9 protein-coding genes are annotated in these 18596 nt (G+C 66.1%); 8 read left to right on the top strand and 1 reads right to left on the bottom strand.

The window, feature by feature from the left end:
- Nucleotides 1-294: 294 nt before the first annotated feature.
- From K3G64_RS02475 to K3G64_RS25625, 5 genes are all read left to right on the top strand, one after another.
- Nucleotides 295-525 (top strand): hypothetical protein, encoded by a 231-nt coding sequence (locus tag K3G64_RS02475; RefSeq protein WP_238888753.1) that lies wholly within the window; start codon nucleotides 295-297, stop codon nucleotides 523-525.
- A 1475-nt stretch (nucleotides 526-2000) separates the two neighbouring features.
- Nucleotides 2001-3242 carry an IS21 family transposase gene (gene istA, locus K3G64_RS02470; RefSeq protein ID WP_238886612.1) on the top strand — a complete coding sequence of 414 codons (1242 nt, stop codon included), beginning with the start codon at nucleotides 2001-2003 and terminating at the stop codon, nucleotides 3240-3242.
- Between the two features lie 2 nt (nucleotides 3243-3244).
- Nucleotides 3245-4027 carry an IS21-like element helper ATPase IstB gene (gene istB, locus K3G64_RS02465; protein WP_441338866.1) on the top strand — a complete coding sequence of 261 codons (783 nt, stop codon included), beginning with the start codon at nucleotides 3245-3247 and terminating at the stop codon, nucleotides 4025-4027.
- An 82-nt stretch (nucleotides 4028-4109) separates the two neighbouring features.
- Complete coding sequence (locus K3G64_RS25730; RefSeq protein ID WP_441338863.1) at nucleotides 4110-4208, top strand: hypothetical protein; 99 nt, start codon at nucleotides 4110-4112, stop codon at nucleotides 4206-4208.
- 27 nt (nucleotides 4209-4235) lie between these two features.
- Entirely contained in the window at nucleotides 4236-4610 is a 375-nt protein-coding gene (locus K3G64_RS25625; protein WP_370647066.1) for an IS3 family transposase, read from the top strand.
- Here K3G64_RS25625 and K3G64_RS02455 read toward each other — a convergent pair.
- Nucleotides 4513-14529, bottom strand: a complete 10017-nt coding sequence (locus K3G64_RS02455) for an Ig-like domain-containing protein (protein WP_255727901.1) — start codon at nucleotides 14527-14529, stop codon at nucleotides 4513-4515. The two genes, K3G64_RS25625 and K3G64_RS02455, sit on opposite strands and share 98 nt — an antisense overlap.
- 368 nt (nucleotides 14530-14897) lie before the next feature.
- Between K3G64_RS02455 and K3G64_RS02450 the strand changes: the two genes are divergently transcribed.
- From K3G64_RS02450 to manA, 3 genes are read left to right on the top strand one after another with little or no spacing between them, the layout of a single operon-like run.
- Complete coding sequence (locus K3G64_RS02450; protein ID WP_238888751.1) at nucleotides 14898-16295, top strand: phosphomannomutase/phosphoglucomutase; 1398 nt, start codon at nucleotides 14898-14900, stop codon at nucleotides 16293-16295.
- Nucleotides 16292-17362, top strand: coding sequence for an SIS domain-containing protein (locus K3G64_RS02445; RefSeq protein ID WP_238888749.1), 1071 nt, complete (start codon nucleotides 16292-16294; stop codon nucleotides 17360-17362). The genes K3G64_RS02450 and K3G64_RS02445 overlap by 4 nt, the downstream gene beginning before the upstream one ends.
- Before the next feature lie 4 nt (nucleotides 17363-17366).
- Nucleotides 17367-18593, top strand: a complete 1227-nt coding sequence (manA, locus tag K3G64_RS02440) for a mannose-6-phosphate isomerase, class I (RefSeq protein ID WP_238888747.1) — start codon at nucleotides 17367-17369, stop codon at nucleotides 18591-18593.
- The last annotated feature ends 3 nt before the right edge of the window (nucleotides 18594-18596 follow it).

The following is an 18596-nucleotide window of genomic DNA, read 5'->3' as shown; positions in this document are numbered from 1 at the left end:
GCGGCGACCGCGGATGTGGACTCGTCCGCGATCTTTACACCGTCGTTTCTCTGCGCATCAACACGAGTCGGATGGCTTGTTGAAGACGTGGCGGAGATCGCCGCTTCGTGTGCCTCGGCGCGGTCTCGCGAGCGTGTATCTTCCGCCGGTGGCAGCTGATCTGGGGTCGATAGCGGGGGGGCCTGTTCGATGATCGGCGATCCGCCGGCGGGACGCTCTGTCGGATCCGATGTCAGCGTGCCGTCCGACGAGGAGGGTGTGGCGAGCTTCTCGGTCTCATCCTGGGGGTCGCCGATGACATCAGGGCTTGCACCCGCGACCTTTGTGGCGCCACCTGAGTGGCTGATCGTGACCTCCGGCGAGCTGCCGCTACGGAAGGTTTCCGTAATCGCCGTCGAGCCGGTTGCGCTCGCTGCTGTCGACGTCTCTGCTTGCTCGGCCACGGTGCTGGTCGCCGATGTCGGCTCGGGCGCCGTTGCAGCGGCGGGTGCGTTGGAGTCGGGGATTCCGTCGCCCGCCTCCTGAACCTCGCTCTGGCTGGGGCTGGTGTCGACCGACAGCGTGTCGGCTGACGCTGGCGGGGCGAAGGCGAGTTCTGGTATGGCCAATGCAGTGCCGATCCCGAGCACGACAGCGAGAGCGCCCGTACGGCCGATGTGACGCGCGTATCGCGTTGCGCTGGTGTCCGACGGCGGCAACATCGCATGAAAACGGTTTGCGGCATGCTTACCGCCTGTTGACCGATTAGCTACGCGCCTGTCTTCGAACATCTCATGCCTTCTAACACCGATACAAGACCGTTTGAGGCGGCCCTACGAAAGCCGCCACTGGAGGACTGCTTCGGGCCGCAGATCTATTTGCTGTGTGATGTTGATCCTAATCGAATAGGCGCTGCCGTATGGAGGCTTTAGACCTTCGAGGAAAGGCCTTCGGTCAGCTAACAAGAAGGACAATGCGCAGGCGGCTGTGGGTGGTGGACTAGCTGCCTACTTGCGTTCTCATACACTTTGCGGCAACGCGGGCAGCTAATTTTCAAGATCGACTATTTTTTGCACTGGTCCCCTTTTCGGCCCGTGACGGGTACCGATCCGGGGCGAACGCCCGGTTCCAGGTACGCCGGTTCTGCGTTCGGCAGCGCGCTAGGACCGTCGATGGCCCGCGGACGGACTCTGAGCATGCACGATAGCGCGGGATTGGACCCTCAAATCGGTGCCCGGCTTCTTTCTTCTTCCCCGCGGATTCAGCAAGTAGCCCGATAGCGAATTCCTCCGGTGTCTCGGTTCATTTAGCGAACCCGTATGAATTGCTGACCTAGAAGTGCTGTTTCTGCCTATCGGTGTACGGTTGGCGGTTAATTGCCCAGCGTAAGCGAGGTTATGGTAGACCTGCTTGAGGGGCGGGAAAGTTTGCTAGACCTGGATTCGTGGGCTCCAGGCCTGTTTACGATGGTGGAAACCGGCCAGTCGCGACGGGGTCGAAAAGTAGGCCGCCCAGCCAGGTCGGGTGGTGCTCTCCTGGAAGCGGGCCTCGGGGCCGTCAGCGATCAACGAGTTTTAGCTCCGGATCCGTGCCCAGGATGCTGCCGGTGCTCGCGGGCCGGGCGCCGCGGCCGATGGACCGATCCGGTCACCGCTCTGACGGGCATCCTTGGGTCGCGGCCGGTGCAACTCAAACCCTATGACCCGAATCCAAGGGGACCGTGGAGCGAGCCAACCGGTATCTGGACACCTCGTTCCTGGCCGGACGAGCTTCACCTCACCCGACGACTTCAACTAAAAGCCGAGGCAATGTCTTCCGGCCGCTAACAGTCGTCGGGTGAGGGCGCTCCATGGTGCTCCGGTTAACTTCCTCGATATCGATCAAGCACACTGCGGCGCTGCCACCAGTGCCCCGGTCACCGAGACGGTGACCGCGGTGCGGCTGGGACAGGTGTTGACGACGGTTGAAAACTAGGCCAGTTGCGACGGTCGAAAAGTAGGCCACCCATACAGATTGGATGGGTGATCTCCTTGGAAGACTGGGCCTTCATTCGGCATCTTCACCGCAGCGAGGGTTTGTCGCAGCGGGCCATTGCACGTCAACTCGGCATCGCGCGTGACACGGTGGCTAGTGCGCTGGCCAGCGACGATCCACCAAAGTACGAGAGGGAATCGCCGGCCTCGGCGATCAACGAGGTGGAACCGCGGATTCGGGCGTTGTTGTCGGCCTATCCCCGGATGTCGGCGACGGTGCTCGCCGAGCGGGTGGGGTGGACGGGCTCGATCTCCTGGTTTGGGGAGCGGGTCCGGATGATCCGCCCGGAGTACCTGCCCGCTGATCCGGTCGACCGCCTCGAGCATCCGCCGGGTCGGGTGGTCCAGTGCGATCTGTGGTTCCCGGCACCCAAGATCGCGGTCGGGTTCGGTCAGGAGGCGATGCTGCCGGTGCTGGTGATGGTGGCCGCGTTCTCCCGCTTCATCGCCGCGGTGATGCTGCCCTCGCGCCAAACCATGGATCTGGTGGCCGGGATGTGGCAGCTGCTCTCACAGAACTTCACCGCGGTGCCGCACGAGTTGTGGTGGGACAACGAGGCCGGGATCGGACGCCGCGGCCGGTTAACCGATCCGGTCACCGCGTTGATCGGGACGCTGGGTTCGCGGCTGGTGCAACTCAAACCCTATGACCCCGAGTCCAAGGGCATCGTGGAGCGAGCCAACCGGTATCTGGAGACTTCGTTTCTGCCCGGGCGCAGCTTCACCTCACCGCAGGACTTCAATGATCAACTGGGACTGTGGCTTCCGACCGCAAACCGTCGTCGGGTGCGGGTGTTGGATGGTCGCCCGGTGGACTTCTTGGCTGCCGACCAAGCCCAGATGCTGACCCTGCCACCGGTGGCGCCGACAGTGGAGACGAAGACGTCGGTGCGGTTGGGGCGTGACTACTACCTGCGGGTGGCCGGCAACGACTACTCGGTGGATCCGAGTGCGATCGGCCAGCTCGTCGAGGTGAGGACCACCCTGGCCCAGGTGACCGTGATGCGGACGGGGCGCCTGCTGGCTGCTCACGATCGCTGCTGGGCAGCGCGACAGACCCTGACCGACCCTAAACACGTCGAGACCGCTGCGGTGTTGCGTCGACAGTTCCAAGCCGGGCCGCCACCGGCGACCGGTGACCAGCTGGTGCGTGATCTGGCAGACTACGACCGGGCATTCGGCGTCGACTTCACCACTGCCGAAGTCACTTCTGATGGTGAGGTGGCATGAGCATGGCCGAGGATCCGATGAAGGCCGTCCTGCACTACGCCCAAGCCCTCAAGGCGCCACGCATCCGCGACGCCGCGGCCCGCCTGGCCGAGCAAGCCCGCGACGCCGGCTGGACTCACGAAGAGTATCTGGCGGCCGTTTTATCGCGGGAGGTTGCGGCTCGTGAGGCCTCCGGTGCGGCGACCCGTATCCGCTCCGCCGGGTTCCCGACCCGGAAGTCTTTGGAGGACTTCAACTTCGATCACCAACCCGCACTCAACCGGGACATGATCGCCCACCTCGGCACCGGCGCGTTCCTGGCCAAGGCCTCCAACGTGGTCCTGCTCGGGCCACCCGGAACTGGCAAGACCCACCTCGCCATCGGATTGGCGGTCAAGGCCGCGCAGAGCGGGCATCGCATCGCGTTCGCCACCGCGGTGGACTGGGTCGCTCGCCTCAAGGCCGCCCACAACGCCGGGCGGCTCCCGGCTGAGCTGGCCAAGCTGCGTCGCATCGGGTTACTCGTTGTCGACGAGGTCGGCTACATCCCCTTCGAACAGGACGCGGCGAACCTGTTCTTCCAACTGGTCTCCAGCCGCTATGAACACGCCTCGCTGATCTTGACCTCGAACCTGCCCTTCGCCCGCTGGGGCGACGTGTTCGGTGATCAAGTGGTGGCCGCGGCGATGATCGACCGCATCGTGCACCATGCCGACGTCCTGACCCTGAAGGGATCCAGCTATCGGCTCAAGGACACCGGAATCGACACCTTGCCCTCCGCACGCGCAGACAACACGGCACAATAACCACAACCACGTGGCCTACTTTTCGACCGTCGCTTCTGGCCTACATTTGGACCGTCGTCAACAACAGGACTATCACGTGCGGATGGCCGGCAACGACTACTCCGTCGATTCGAATGCGATCGGCCACACCACCAGTCTGTCGGTTCATCGCCGAGCACCACGGTCACCGGGATGGTCCTGACGGTCTGCGCCGCTCGTCGACCTCGGCGTGCGGATCGCGGCCGACGTATTACGAGCACCTCGAGCGTCAGCCGAGCACCGCGAGGTTGGCGATGGGGATCTGAAACGCCAAATCGACGTGTCCACGCCGAATCACGGCGGCTATGGGGCCCGCAATGTGTGGCTGGCGCTTGACCGCGAGGGCACCGCGGTGGCCCGCTGCAGGGTCGAGCAACTGATGGCCGAGCTGGGCCTGACCGGCGAAGTCCGCTGCAAGGTCAAACCGACGACGGTGCCCGATCCGGCTGCGGTGCGCCCGCCGGGAACTATGCGAACGAATTGTTCGGCGCGTTCGAGTCGGTTTGCACGATCGGCTGATCGCCGACGCCAATCACCTCGACGGTCGCGCCGCCGATCGAAATGACTGCGCCGTCCGGCCCGTATATGCCGCTGTTCGATCCGGTGAAGACGTCGTTGATCCACGCCGCCGTGATGGTCTGGACTGCCGCGGCGTTGTGCGGTGCGACAGGAATCCCGCAGAAGTCCACGACGTGTTGGTCGGTGGTGTTGCCCTCCACGTCGAGGTGACTTCCCCCATCCAGCATGACGCCGATGAACTGAGGCGGCGCGTTGTTGACTATTGTCTCGGTGTGGTCACCGAAGTTGTTGCAGTTACAGTCTTCTGCCGCGATCAGCATCACCGGGACTGAATTGGCGCCGGTCAGTTTCGTAATCCCGGCCACCGCGTCGCCGTCGTTGACGGAGTCGAACAGTATTACGGCGCGGAGGTTAGTGACAGCACCAGCGTCGGCGAGATATCCGGCTGAAGCCGCCACGAGGTTTCCGCCGGCAGAGTGCCCGGCAAGAGCGAACTGCTGCGGAAGCGTAATTTGTCGTCCCGCAGCCGCAGAAGCACTAGCGGTCAATTCTGCTCGGTCGCCCTGGAACATCTTCGCCACCGCTCGCTCGATCGGCTCGTCGTAGATGTTGTAGGCATGCCCATACGAAGACGAAACATTAGGCGTGACAACAATACTGTTGGTTCGCTCGGCGAGATCGGCGGCTAACGCGGCTACGTTCGCGCTGCTGCGAGTATAGCCGTGCTGGAGATAGATTACGCCGACCGGTGCCTGTTCCTGGTTCGGGAAGTACCACGTCGCGTCGACGGTGTGTCCGTTGCTGTCCGGAATCATCAACGGCGCGTGTGCGATGGTGAGGCCCCCTACTGCCGGTCCGAGGGATAGCGAGCGTAGGGCGTTGTCGGCGGTGTCGACGACGTAGAGGCGGGTGCCCTCGGGGCTCAGCGTGAGGATGTGGTGGCCGGTTTCGGGGGTGGTGTCGGCGGCCACGGTGCGCAGCAGGGTGGGGGTGGTGGTGGTCATGTCGATGATGGAGACGGTGTCGTTGGTGTTGGCGATGTAGGCCAGGGTGCCGTCTTTGCTGAGCACGACTGAGGTGGGGGCGGTGTTGGCGCCCAGGGCAATGGTGGCGATCACGGTGGGGGTGGCGGTGGTGGTGTTGAGCACCGACACCGAGTTGGCGCCCTGGTTGGTCACCAGCGCGCGGGTGGCGCTCACGGCGACCGCGGACGGGTTGGTGCCCACGGCCACGGTGGTGATCACGGTGTTGGTGGCGGTGTTGATCACCGAGACCGCGTTCGAGTATTGGTTGGTGATGTAGGCGCGGGTGCCGTCGGGGCTCACGGCGACCCCGTTGGGGTAGGCGCCCACGGCCACGGTGGCGATCACGGTGCGGGTGGTGGTGTTGATGACCGAGACGCTGTTGCCGATGAGGTTGGTGACATATAGCCGGGTGCCGTCGGGGCTGACCGCCGCCGCGACCGGGCCCTGACCCACCCCGATGGTGCCCGACACGGTGTTGGTGGCGGTGTCGATGACCGAGACGGTGTTGGACCAGCCGTTGGTGACATAGACCCTGGTGTTGTCGGGGCTGGCGGCCATGCCGGTCGGGGCATAGCCCACCGCGATGGTCTTGACCACGGTGTTGGTGGTGATGTCGATGACCGACACGGTGTGGGCGCCCTGGTTGGCCACATAGGCCCGGTTGCCCACCACCACCGCACCTTGGGGGGTGGTCCCGGTGGGCGCCGAGGTGCCCGACAGTGTCAGGTTGGCCGGCAACACCGCCACACTGACCGTGGTGGTGGTGCTGTTCTGACCATCGCTGACCGCCACGGTGAAACTGGCGTAATCAGCACCACTGCTCTGCCCGGCGGCCAACCGCGCCGCATTGCTGGCGGTGAAGGTGTATGTGCCGTCGGCGTTGACCGTCACCGTGCCGGCGGAGGACTGCGTCACCACGGTGTAGGTCAGTGGGTCGTTGTTCGGATCAGTGAAATTCAATTGGCCCGCGACCACGCCGGTGGTCGGATCCTGCGTCGTCACCGAGGGTGTCCCAGCCACCGGGGCTTGGTTGGCCGCCGAGGTCGGCACGATGGTGACGGTGATCGGCGCCGAGGAGGTGGAGAACTCACCGTCGGAGGCGGTCACGGTGAAGCTCGCCGTGGTGGGTCCGGTGCCCGCGGCGGCCCCATCCCGGGCGGCCTGGGTGGGGGTGAAGGTATACACCCCGGTCGGGCTGACCGTCACCGTGCCCGCGCTGGGCTGGCTGGGCACCGTGTAGGTCAACGTATTGCCATCAGGGTCAGTGAAATTCAGCGAACCGGTGACCACACCGGTGGCCTGATTGACAGTGGGCGCCGAGGGGGTGCCCGCCACCGGGGCACGGTTAGCGACGGGTTGGGAGGCGGTGATGGGTGCGCTCACCGGCACCGAGACCGGGGTGGCGGTGCCGTCGCTGGCGGTCACGGTGAAGCTCACCGAGGTCGGTCCGGTGCCCGCGGCGGCCGCATCCCGGGCGGCCTGGGTCGGGGTGAAGGTGTAGACCCCGGTCGGGCTGACCGTGATGCTCCCGCTGGGTGAGGGGGTGACCGTGTAGGTCAGCGAATCACCATCGGGGTCAGTGACATTGAGCCGGCCGGTGACCACGCCGGTGTCGGTGTTGAGGCTGGTCTGCGAGGGCGTGCCGGCCACCGGGGCGGTGTTGCCGCGCGTCAATGTCAGTGAGCGTAGGGCGTTGTCGGCGGTGTCGACGACGTAGAGGCGGGTGCCCTCGGGGCTCAGCGTGAGGATGTGGTGGCCGGTTTCGGGGGTGGTGTCGGCGGCCACGGTGCGCAGCAGGGTGGGGGTGGTGGCGGTCATGTCGATGATGGAGACGGTGTCGTTGGTGTTGGCGACGTAGGCCAGGGTGCCGTCTTTGCTGAGCACGACTGAGGTGGGGGCGGTGCCGGCGCCCAAGGCAATGGTGGCGATCACGGTGGGGGTGGCGGTGGTGGTGTTGAGCACCGACACCGAGTTGGCGCCCTGGTTGGTCACCACCGCGCGGGTGGCGCTCACGGCGACCGCGGACGGGTTGGTGCCCACGGCCACGGTGGTGATCACGGTGTTGGTGGCGGTGTTGATCACCGACACCGCGTTCGAATATTGGTTGGTGATGTAGGCGCGGGTGCCGTCGGGGCTCACGGCGACCCTGTTGGGGTAGGCGCCCACGGCCACGGTGGCGATCACGGTGCGGGTGGTGGTGTTGATGACCGAGACGCTGTTGCCGATGAGGTTGGTGACATACAGCCGGGTGCCGTCGGGGCTGACCGCCGCCGCGACCGGGCCCTGACCCACCCCGATGGTGGCCGACACGGTGTTGGTGGCGGTGTCGATGACCGAGACGGTGTTGGACCAGCCGTTGGTGACATAGACCCTGGTGTTGTCGGGGCTGGCGGCCATACCGGTCGGGGCATAGCCCACCGCGATGGTCTTGACCACGGTGTTGGTGGTGGTGTTGATGACCGACACGGTGTGGGCGCCCTGGTTGGCCACATAGGCGTGGTTGCCCACCACCACCGCACCCTGCGGAGTGGCCCCGGTGGGCGCCGAGGTGCTCGACAGTGTCAGGTTGGCCGGCAACACCGCCACACTGACCGTGGTGGTGGTGCTGTTCTGACCATCGCTGACCGCCACGGTGAAACCGGCGTAATCAGCACCACTGCTCTGCCCGGCGGCCAACCTCGCCGCCTGCGTCGGGGTGAAGGTGAACGTCCCGTCGGCATTGACCGTCACCGTGCCGGCGGCAGGCTGCCCACCCGACAACGAATAGGTCAACGCATCACCATTGGCGTCGGTGGCCGTCACCGCACCGGTGACCACACCCGTGCTCTGATTGGGGACATTGACCGTCTTACCGGTCACCACCGGGGCTTGGTTGGCCGCCGAGGTCGGCACGATGGTGACGGTGATCGGCGCCGAGGAGGTGCTGAATTGACCGTCGGAGGCGGTCACGGTGAAGCTCGCCGTGGTGGGTCCGGTGCCCGCGGCGGCCCCATCCCGCGCGGCCTGGGTGGGGGTGAAGGTATACACCCCGGTCGGGCTGACCGTCACCGTGCCCGCGCTGGGCTGGCTGGGCACCGTGTAGGTCAACGTATTGCCATCAGGGTCAGTGAAATTCAGCGAACCGGTGACCACACCGGTGCCCTGATTGACAGTGGGCGCCGACGGGCTGCCCGCCACCGGCGCACGATTACTGGGCACGATGGTGACCGTGATCGGCGCCGAGGAGGTGGAGAACTCACCGTCGGAAGCCGTCACGGTGAAGCTCGCCGTGGAAGGTCCGGTGCCCGCGGCGGCCCCATCCCGGGCGGCCTGGGTCGGGGTGAAGGTATACACCCCGGTCGGGCTGACCGTCACCGTGCCCGCACTGGGCTGGCTGGGCACCGTGTAGGTCAACGTATTGCCATCAGGGTCAGTGAAATTCAGCGAACCGGTGACCACACCGGTGGCCTGATTGACAGTGGGCGCCGAGGGGGTGCCCGCCACCGGGGCACGGTTAGCGACGGGTTGGGAGGCGGTGATGGGTGCGCTCACCGGCACCGAGACCGGGGTGGCGGTGCCGTCGCTGGCGGTCACGGTGAAGCTCACCGAGGTCGGTCCGGTGCCCGCGGCGGCCGCATCCCGGGCGGCCTGGGTCGGGGTGAAGGTGTAGACCCCGGTCGGGCTGACCGTGATGCTCCCGCTGGGTGAGGGGGTGACCGTGTAGGTCAGCGAATCACCATCGGGGTCAGTGACATTGAGCCGGCCGGTGACCACGCCGGTGTCGGTGTTGAGGCTGGTCTGCGAGGGCGTGCCGGCCACCGGGGCGGTGTTGCCGCGCGTCAATGTCAGTGAGCGTAGGGCGTTGTCGGCGGTGTCGACGACGTAGAGGCGGGTGCCCTCGGGGCTCAGCGTGAGGATGTGGTGGCCGGTTTCGGGGGTGGTGTCGGCGGCCACGGTGCGCAGCAGGGTGGGGGTGGTGGCGGTCATGTCGATGATGGAGACGGTGTCGTTGGTGTTGGCGACGTAGGCCAGGGTGCCGTCTTTGCTGAGCACGACTGAGGTGGGGGCGGTGCCGGCGCCCAAGGCAATGGTGGCGATCACGGTGGGGGTGGCGGTGGTGGTGTTGAGCACCGACACCGAGTTGGCGCCCTGGTTGGTCACCACCGCGCGGGTGGCGCTCACGGCGACCGCGGACGGGTTGGTGCCCACGGCCACGGTGGTGATCACGGTGTTGGTGGCGGTGTTGATCACCGACACCGCGTTCGAATATTGGTTGGTGATGTAGGCGCGGGTGCCGTCGGGGCTCACGGCGACCCCGTTGGGGTAGGCGCCCACGGCCACGGTGGCGATCACGGTGCGGGTGGTGGTGTTGATGACCGAGACGCTGTTGCCGATGAGGTTGGTGACATACAGCCGGGTGCCGTCGGGGCTGACCGCCGCCGCGACCGGGCCCTGACCCACCCCGATGGTGGCCGACACGGTGTTGGTGGCGGTGTCGATGACCGAGACGGTGTTGGACCAGCCGTTGGTGACATAGACCCTGGTGTTGTCGGGGCTGGCGGCCATACCGGTCGGGGCATAGCCCACCGCGATGGTCTTGACCACGGTGTTGGTGGTGGTGTTGATGACCGACACGGTGTGGGCGCCCTGGTTGGCCACATAGGCGTGGTTGCCCACCACCACCGCACCCTGCGGAGTGGCCCCGGTGGGCGCCGAGGTGCTCGACAGTGTCAGGTTGGCCGGCAACACCGCCACACTGACCGTGGTGGTGGTGCTGTTCTGACCATCGCTGACCGCCACGGTGAAACCGGCGTAATCAGCACCACTGCTCTGCCCGGCGGCCAACCTCGCCGCCTGCGTCGGGGTGAAGGTGAACGTCCCGTCGGCATTGACCGTCACCGTGCCGGCGGCAGGCTGCCCACCCGACAACGAATAGGTCAACGCATCACCATTGGCGTCGGTGGCCGTCACCGCACCGGTGACCACACCCGTGCTCTGATTGGGGACATTGACCGTCTTACCGGTCACCACCGGGGCTTGGTTGGCCGCCGAGGTCGGCACGATGGTGACGGTGATCGGCGCCGAGGAGGTGCTGTATTGACCGTCGGAGGCGGTCACGGTGAAGCTCGCCGTGGTGGGTCCGGTGCCCGCGGCGGCCCCATCCCGCGCGGCCTGGGTGGGGGTGAAGGTATACACCCCGGTCGGGCTGACCGTCACCGTGCCCGCGCTGGGCTGGCTGGGCACCGTGTAGGTCAACGTATTGCCATCAGGGTCAGTGAAATTCAGCGAACCGGTGACCACACCGGTGCCCTGATTGACAGTGGGCGCCGACGGGCTGCCCGCCACCGGCGCACGATTACTGGGCACGATGGTGACCGTGATCGGCGCCGAGGAGGTGGAGAACTCACCGTCGGAAGCCGTCACGGTGAAGCTCGCCGTGGAAGGTCCGGTGCCCGCGGCGGCCCCATCCCGGGCGGCCTGGGTCGGGGTGAAGGTATACACCCCGGTCGGGCTGACCGTCACCGTGCCCGCACTGGGCTGGCTGGGCACCGTGTAGGTCAACGTATTGCCATCAGGGTCAGTGAAATTCAGCGAACCGGTGACCACACCGGTGGCCTGATTGACAGTGGGCGCCGAGGGGGTGCCCGCCACCGGCGCACGGTTACCGTCGGCGGCCTCGAGCGCCGTGTAAGCGTCGAAAATCTTCCCGGCCAGTCCGGCCTGGCCGGCATCGTTGGGATGCAGGCCATCACCGCCCAGGATGTACTGCCTGTTCTCCGCCGTCACCCAGGGGGTGCTCGATGCCAGAAGAGTTTCGCCGTCATAGCCGATGAGTGGACCACCCACGGTCGAGACGTAGGCCGCGCGACCGGCGATCGCCGGCATGATCGCGGCATCCACATTCGTGTACACCGGCCCGTTCACGCCGGTCGCGTCGAACGCGCCGATGATGATGATGCGAGGACTGTTGGGCATGCTCGACAATGTGGTAACCACATTGCTCACGTTCGTGGCGATGTCGGCCGGTTTGTAACCGTTGAAGATGTCGATGTTCGGCGTGGCCACGATGACGACGTCGGCGGCCGACGGCACGACTTCAGTGCCGGCGCGAGTCTTGAAATTGGCGAAACCGAAGAGCGACGGTTCGTAGCTGGTCGCGACGATGGCGCCGTTCCAGAAGTCGCTGATGCCCGCCATCTCCGCGAACCGGGGAATCCACGTTCCCAATTCGTACCCGGTCTCGTTCTGGCTGCCGGCGCTGGTGGAGTCGCCCAGAATGAACAGTCGTGGCCCTGTGGGTGGCGGCGCGCTGACAGCGCCCCCGGCCTCGGTCCACACCTTTCCGACCGCGACACCGTACTGGCCGGCGATCCCGCCGAGCATCACCCGTACGTTGTGAGGACCGGAGTTGCCTTCACCGAAGTCGAGCTTGAGTGTATTTTGCCCGTAGGCATTCCACGTGGGCTGGAAGGGATCGCTCAGTTTCTGGTCATCCACGAAGATCTGCACGTACGGGAAACCCTGCGCGTAGACATTGAATTCGACGAAGCGGGTGCCGGTCACGTCCATGTCGATACCCCAGCTGGAGGTAGCGTTGGTCGCAACGCCGACAGTTCCGTTCTGCGCCGTTTTCCAGTTGGGATTCCAGTAGCCGGGTTGGTATTGGACCAGGTCGTCGGCATCGGTGCCGATGAGGGAGATCTTGCCTTCAGGCGCGCCGAGATTGGCTGCCTCCACACCACCCGCGATGCTGGTGGTGGATGCGTTGACGCCGGTAGTGATCGTGGCGGGCAGCACTTTCGATGAAATCGAGATCGCCCGCAGGACACGGCTGGTCGCATCGACGACATACAGTCGGTTCCCGTCCGCGCTGAGAACCAGCGTCTGTATGCCGGCCTCGGGAACCGAGTCGGCCACCAGGGTGCGCACCACCGCTGGGACGGGCGCGGTCAGATCGATCACCGAGATTGTGTCGTTGTTGCTGGCCACGTAGGCCACGGTGCCGTCCTTGCCGATCACCACCGAGGTGGGCGCGCCGCCGGCAGGCAGGCTGACGGTGCCGATCACCGCCCCTGTGGCGGTGTTGATGATCGACACCGAGTTTCCGCCCTGGTTGGTCACGACGGCGCGACTGGTGTGGACTGCCACCGACGACGGCGTGGCACCGACGTTGACACTGGCGGCAACGGTGTTGGTGGCGGTGTTGATGATCGACACCGAGTTGGCGTACTGATTGGTGACGTACACCTTGGTGCCGTCCGGGCTGATCGCGACGGAATTCGGGTAGCTGGCAAGCGCAACTGTGGCTACCACGGCGTTGGTCGTCGTGTTCACCACTGACAGGCTCTGCCCGTACATGTTCGCCACATACAGGCGCGAACCATCGGGGCTGACCGTGGCCGCCAGTGGGTAGTAGCCCACCGCAATGGTGGCCGTGACCGTATTGGTCGACGTGCTGATCACCGACACTGTGTGCGAATACTGGTTCGTCACATAAACTTTGGTTCGGTCCGGACTGGCGACCACCGCGGTCGGCGCCGAGCCGACGGTGATGGTCTTCACCAATTGTGCGATCGGCCCGCTCATGTCGTACACGACGACTGAGGATGAACCCTGATTGGCCACATAAGCCTGGTTGCCCACGATCGCGACACCCGCCGGGGTGTTGCCCAAGCCAGCCAGGGGATCCGCCAGGGTGAGGTCGGCGGGCGACAGCGTGACCGTCACGGTCCTGGTGATCGTGCTTTGGCCGTCGCTGACCGCTACGGTAAATGAGTTAGTTTCTGCGCCAACGGTTCTAGCTGCAGCGAAGCGAGCAGCCGCGGTCGGCGTGTATGTGAAGGTGCCATTCTGATTGACGGTCACCGACCCGCCCGGCGGCTGTGCTCCCTGCAACGAGTAGGTCAATTCGTCGCCGTCTTGGTCGTCGGCCACCACCGTCACGACAACCACGCCAGTGACGGGATCCGGCGCTCCGACCGTCGCTTCTACGATTTCCGGCGTGGTTTCCGAGGCGACAAGGCTCGCGAACGCCATCGGGGCGTCCTCGTCGACAGTCTGACTGGTGGTCATCGCCATCAGTGACGGCAGCTGTTGTTGGTCCTGCTCGTCCTCGGCGAGCTTCTCGCTCTCCTTGCGCGCCCAGCCAAGCATGGCCAACAACAGGGGCGACTCGGTGGGCGTGGAAGGCGCGCCGCCGGCCGCCGGGTCCAGGCTCAGCATCTCCAGCACGCGCGTGAAGATGGGGGTGTCCTGTTCGCCGATTTCGTCGTCGGAAGACGGCTCGAGGCCGACATCGCCGGTGGGCGTGGCGGTCATGTCGATCGACGGCTGCTCGTCGAGCTCCGGGGCTGTCGTCAGCGCCGTGGACGTCAGCCCAACATTCTCCGGCTCGCTCACTGTGGTCTGTGCGGCGACGCGCATGCCGTCACCTGTTCCTACGTCGCCGGACGGTGGGTTGTAGACGTTCTCCCGAGCGGTCGCCGAGCCAGTGTCGGGTTGTGGTCCCGCGGATTCAGGGGCCGGGTACTCGACGGTTTCCGCTGTGCTCGACGAGCCGTGATCGCTCTCACCCTCGGTGGAGGTATCGGGCGTGGTGGTCGGCCCGACGTTGTCTGTGGCTTCGCCCGGGCCCGGCTGCGTGGGCTCGGTCGTCGGCGTCGTGTTGGAGCCATTCGACGGTGTCGACTCCGTTGTGGTGGTTTCGATGGTGGACTGATCGCCGGCCGCGCCCGTGGAGTCGGTGCCGGTGGTCGTGGTGGTGCCGGTCGTAGTGCTGCCGGTAGTGGTACCGCCCGTCGACGTCGTGTCGTTGGAGGTCGACGTGGACGATCCCGAATCACCAGAGCCAGTGTCTCCGGTTTGGGCCACCGCTGTGCCGGGGCCGTTGGCTACCGCTACCCCGACCCCCAGCGCAACGGCCAATGCACCTACACGCCCGACATATTTGGCATAGCCCATGAAGAGCCGCCCCCCTCTACAACGATTCGTCGAGGATGACTGGCTGGCTCTTCATCGCTGCCTAGCAACGGCCAAAGTCCAGCAAGTGCAGATCCGTTCAACCTACTCAACCAAGCGAAATGATAATCACTCGGCATCATAAACGATGCCCCGTGGCAAATACAGAGTAGAAAACAAACTGGTCGTGCAGGACAAGAAGGGGTTGCTCGATTAGGAAAGTACCATTCCGGCAATTCACCCGCTCGACCAGCGTCGCCACCCGACTGACTGCTACGGGCGGGTCGATCGAATCTATGCCGTGGCGAATCCGAGTCGTCATTACCGGACTACTAGGCTGGCGCCATCAGTTCCTTTCACCGAGGAGACCTATGTCCCGGCCCGCCGCGGCTGTCCATCGCGTCATCAAGGCATATGACGTACGCGGCCTTGTCGGAGAGGAACTCGACGAGCAGTTCGTCGCCGACGTCGGCGGCGCATTCGCCCGCCTGGTACGTGACCAGACTTCGCGCGTGGTGATCGGCTACGACATGCGCGAGAGTTCTCCCACGTTGGCCACCGCGTTCGCCGACGGCGTGCTGGACCAGGGGCTAGACGTGGTGCGTATCGGCCTTGCGTCAACCGATCAGCTGTACTTCGCCTCGGGACTGCTCGACTGTCCCGGCGCGATGTTCACCGCCAGCCACAATCCGGCGGCCTACAACGGCATCAAACTCTGCCGCGCGGGCGCCAAGCCCGTCGGCAAGGACACCGGACTGTCGGTAATCAGTAAGGAGATGATCGCCGGGGTGCCCGCCTACGACGGTGCGCGCGGCTCGCTCAGCGACCGCGACGTGCTGACCGAGTACGGGGAGTTCCTGCGGTCGCTGGTCAGCCTCGAGGGGTTGCGTCCGCTGAAAGTAGCTGTCGACGCGGGCAACGGAATGGCCGGCCACACCACCCCCGCGGTGCTGGGCGCGATTCCTTCGGTCACGCTGGCGCCGCTGTACTTCGAACTCGACGGCTCGTTTCCCCACCACGAGGCCAACCCGCTGGACCCCGCCAACCTCGTGGACCTGCAGAAGTTCGTCACCGAGACCGGTGCGGACATCGGGTTGGCGTTCGACGGCGACGCCGACCGGTGTTTCGTCGTCGACGAGCTGGGGCATCCGGTCTCGCCGTCAGCGGTGACCGCGTTGGTCGCCGCGCGGGAACTGGGCAGGGAGATCGGCGCAACGGTGATTCACAACCTGATCACCTCGCGAGCGGTACCGGAACTGGTGACCGAGCGTGGTGGTACGCCCGTGCGCAGCCGGGTCGGACACTCCTACATCAAGGGGTTGATGGCCGAGACCGGGGCCATCTTCGGCGGTGAACACTCGGCGCACTACTACTTCCGCGACTTCTGGGGCGCCGACTCGGGGATGCTCGCGGCCCTCCATGTGCTGGCGGCACTCGGGGAGCAGGACCGGCCGCTGTCGGAGCTGATGGCCGACTACCAGCGCTACGAGGCTTCCGGCGAGATCAACTTCACCGTCACCGACGCCCGGGCGTGCGTCGACGACGTGCTCAAGGCGTTCGGCACCCGGATCCACTCCCTGGACCACCTCGACGGTGTGACGGTCGACCTTGGTGACGGCGCCTGGTTCAACCTGCGGATGTCGAACACCGAGCCGTTGCTGCGGCTCAACGTCGAGGCTCGCACCGCCGAGCAGATCGACGAGATCGTCGGACAGGTCTCCGACACGGTTCAAGCTCAGACGTCGTCAACACCAGAAGCAGTCACATGAATGCCGCCCAGCAGGTGATTGACCTCGACGATTCCGAGGCGCTGCTGGCCGCCGACCGTGAGGGTTTGCTACGCGCGGCATCCATGGCCGGGGCGCAGGTACGTGCCGTCGCGGCGGCGCTCGAGGAGGGGGCCCTGGACTCGCTGCGTGCCGACCAGCCGCCGCGCACCCTGATCTGGGTGGCCGGTCGCGGCACCGCGGAGAGGGCCGGCGCCATGCTGGCCGCCGCGCTGGGCGGGTCGGTGGCTGCGCCGATCGTCATCACCCCGGACGCGCCACCTTGGATCGGCGCCCTGGATGTGTTGGTCCTGGCCGGCGACGACCCCAGTGATCCCAGTCTGGTCTCCGCAGCGGCGACCGCGGTGCGCAGGGGCGCGCGGGTGATCGTCGTCGGCCCATTCGAGGGTCCTCTCCGGGACGCCACCGCCGGGCGGGCAGTGGTGCTCGCACCGCGGCTCGTGGTGCCAGACGGGTTCGGGCTGGCCCACTATCTCGGCGCCGGCCTGGCCACGCTGCACGTCGTGGATCCGGCGTTCCAGGCGGATCTGGCCACGCTGGCCGACGACTTGGACGCCGAGGCGTTGCGCAACAGCGCCGCACGGGAACTGTTCACCAACCCCGCCAAGAACCTCGCCCAGCGGATGTCGGGCCACGAGGTGGTCCTGGCCGGCGACACCTCGGCGACGCTGGCGTTGGCCCGCCACGCTGCGGCGATGCTGTTGCGCATCGCTCTGCGGCCCGTCGCAGCCGTCGGTCTCGCCGACGCGCTGGTGGCCCTCGGCGCCGGGATGGGGGCGGGCGCGGATGCGGGAGCGGCCCTGTTCCACGACGAACAGATCGACGGTCCGCTGCCAGCGCGGGTCCGCACCTTCGTCTTGGCCACCGACAACCTCCGGCCCGTGGTGGTCGCCAGGGTGGGCCACCTCGACGAGGTCGACGTGATCGCCGCCGAAGACGTGCCGGATGTCAAAGTCCCAGTGGCCAGCGGGCATCCCGAACAACAGTTGGCGATGATGGCGGTCCGCTTGGAGATGACGGCCGTGTACCTGCGACTGGTTCGAGGTTGAACAAGTGCACCTGCTAACTGGAGCAGTCCGGATGTACGCCTGGGGGTCGCGGACCGCCATCGCGGAGTTCACCGGAAGACCAAGTCCGACAATGCATCCGGAAGCCGAGCTGTGGTTCGGTGCGCATCCCGGCGACCCGGCGGTGTTGCAGACGGAAGCGGGGGAGCGGTCCCTGCTCGATGCGCTGCTGGAAGATCCCGAGGGGCAGTTGGGCGCCACCGTGTGTGCTCGGTTCGGCGAGACCCTGCCGTTCCTGGTGAAGGTGCTCGCCGCCGACGAACCGCTCTCGCTGCAGGCTCATCCGAGCGCAGCGCAGGCCGATGAGGGTTTCGAGCGGGAAAGCAGACTCGGTATCCCGGTTTCCGCGCCCACCCGCAACTACCGCGACCGCAGTCACAAGCCCGAATTGATCGTCGCCCTGGGGCAGTTCGAGGCATTGGCCGGCTTTCGTCCGGCCGGGCGCACGGTGGAGTTGATGCGCGCGCTTGAGGTGTCCGAACTCGACCCATTCGTCACGCTGCTGGCCGGACAGTCCGACGCCGACGGCCTGCGTGCGCTGTTCACCACGTGGATCACCGCGCCGCAACCGCACCTGGACGTGCTGGTGCCGGCGGTGATCGACGGCGCGATCCAGTATGTGTGTTCGGGCAGAAAAGAATTCGCGGCCGAGGCCCGGACCGTGCTGGAACTCGGCGAGCGCTATCCCGGCGATGCCGGAGTGCTGGCCTCACTGCTGTTGAACCGGATCACGTTGGCTCCGGGTGAGGGCATCTACCTACCCGCGGGCAACCTGCACACCTACCTCAACGGAGTGGGGGTGGAGGTGATGGCCAACTCCGACAATGTGTTGCGAGGCGGCCTGACGCCCAAGCACGTCGACGTCCCGGAGTTGCTGCGGGTGCTCGACTTCACTCCCGCGACCGATGCCGTGGTGCGGCCCCGGGTCGTTGAGGACGGCATCGAGTCGGTGTACGACACCCCGGCACCGGAGTTCGCGGTTTCGGTGCTGCGCATCGAGGGTGACCGGATCGGCCACGAGATCGACGCGCCCAGCAGGCACGACGGCCCGCAGATTCTGCTGTGCACCGAGGGATCGACGACGGTGCACGCCAAGGCCGGCACGGTGACCCTCGCGCGCGGGTCGGCGGCGTGGGTGTCGGCCGACGACGGACCGATCCGCCTGGACGCGTCGAGTCCGACGACGCTATTCCGCGCGACCGTGGGTATCTGAGCG

The sequence above is a fragment of the Mycobacterium sp. IDR2000157661 genome (assembly GCF_022317005.1).
In the GTDB taxonomy this organism is placed as follows: domain Bacteria; phylum Actinomycetota; class Actinomycetes; order Mycobacteriales; family Mycobacteriaceae; genus Mycobacterium.
Note: the sequence above shows the minus strand (reverse complement) of the source record. Positions and strands in the feature narration are given on the sequence as shown.

Coding starts and splice junctions, on each gene's coding strand:
- K3G64_RS02475 (WP_238888753.1), top strand. CDS start 295: ATGACATCAGGGCTTGCACCCGCGACCTTTGTGGCGCCACCTGAGTGG.
- istB (WP_441338866.1), top strand. CDS start 3,245: ATGGCCGAGGATCCGATGAAGGCCGTCCTGCACTACGCCCAAGCCCTC.
- K3G64_RS25730 (WP_441338863.1), top strand. CDS start 4,110: ATGGCCGGCAACGACTACTCCGTCGATTCGAATGCGATCGGCCACACC.
- K3G64_RS02455 (WP_255727901.1), bottom strand. CDS start 14,529: ATGGGCTATGCCAAATATGTCGGGCGTGTAGGTGCATTGGCCGTTGCG.
- K3G64_RS02450 (WP_238888751.1), top strand. CDS start 14,898: ATGTCCCGGCCCGCCGCGGCTGTCCATCGCGTCATCAAGGCATATGAC.
- K3G64_RS02445 (WP_238888749.1), top strand. CDS start 16,292: ATGAATGCCGCCCAGCAGGTGATTGACCTCGACGATTCCGAGGCGCTG.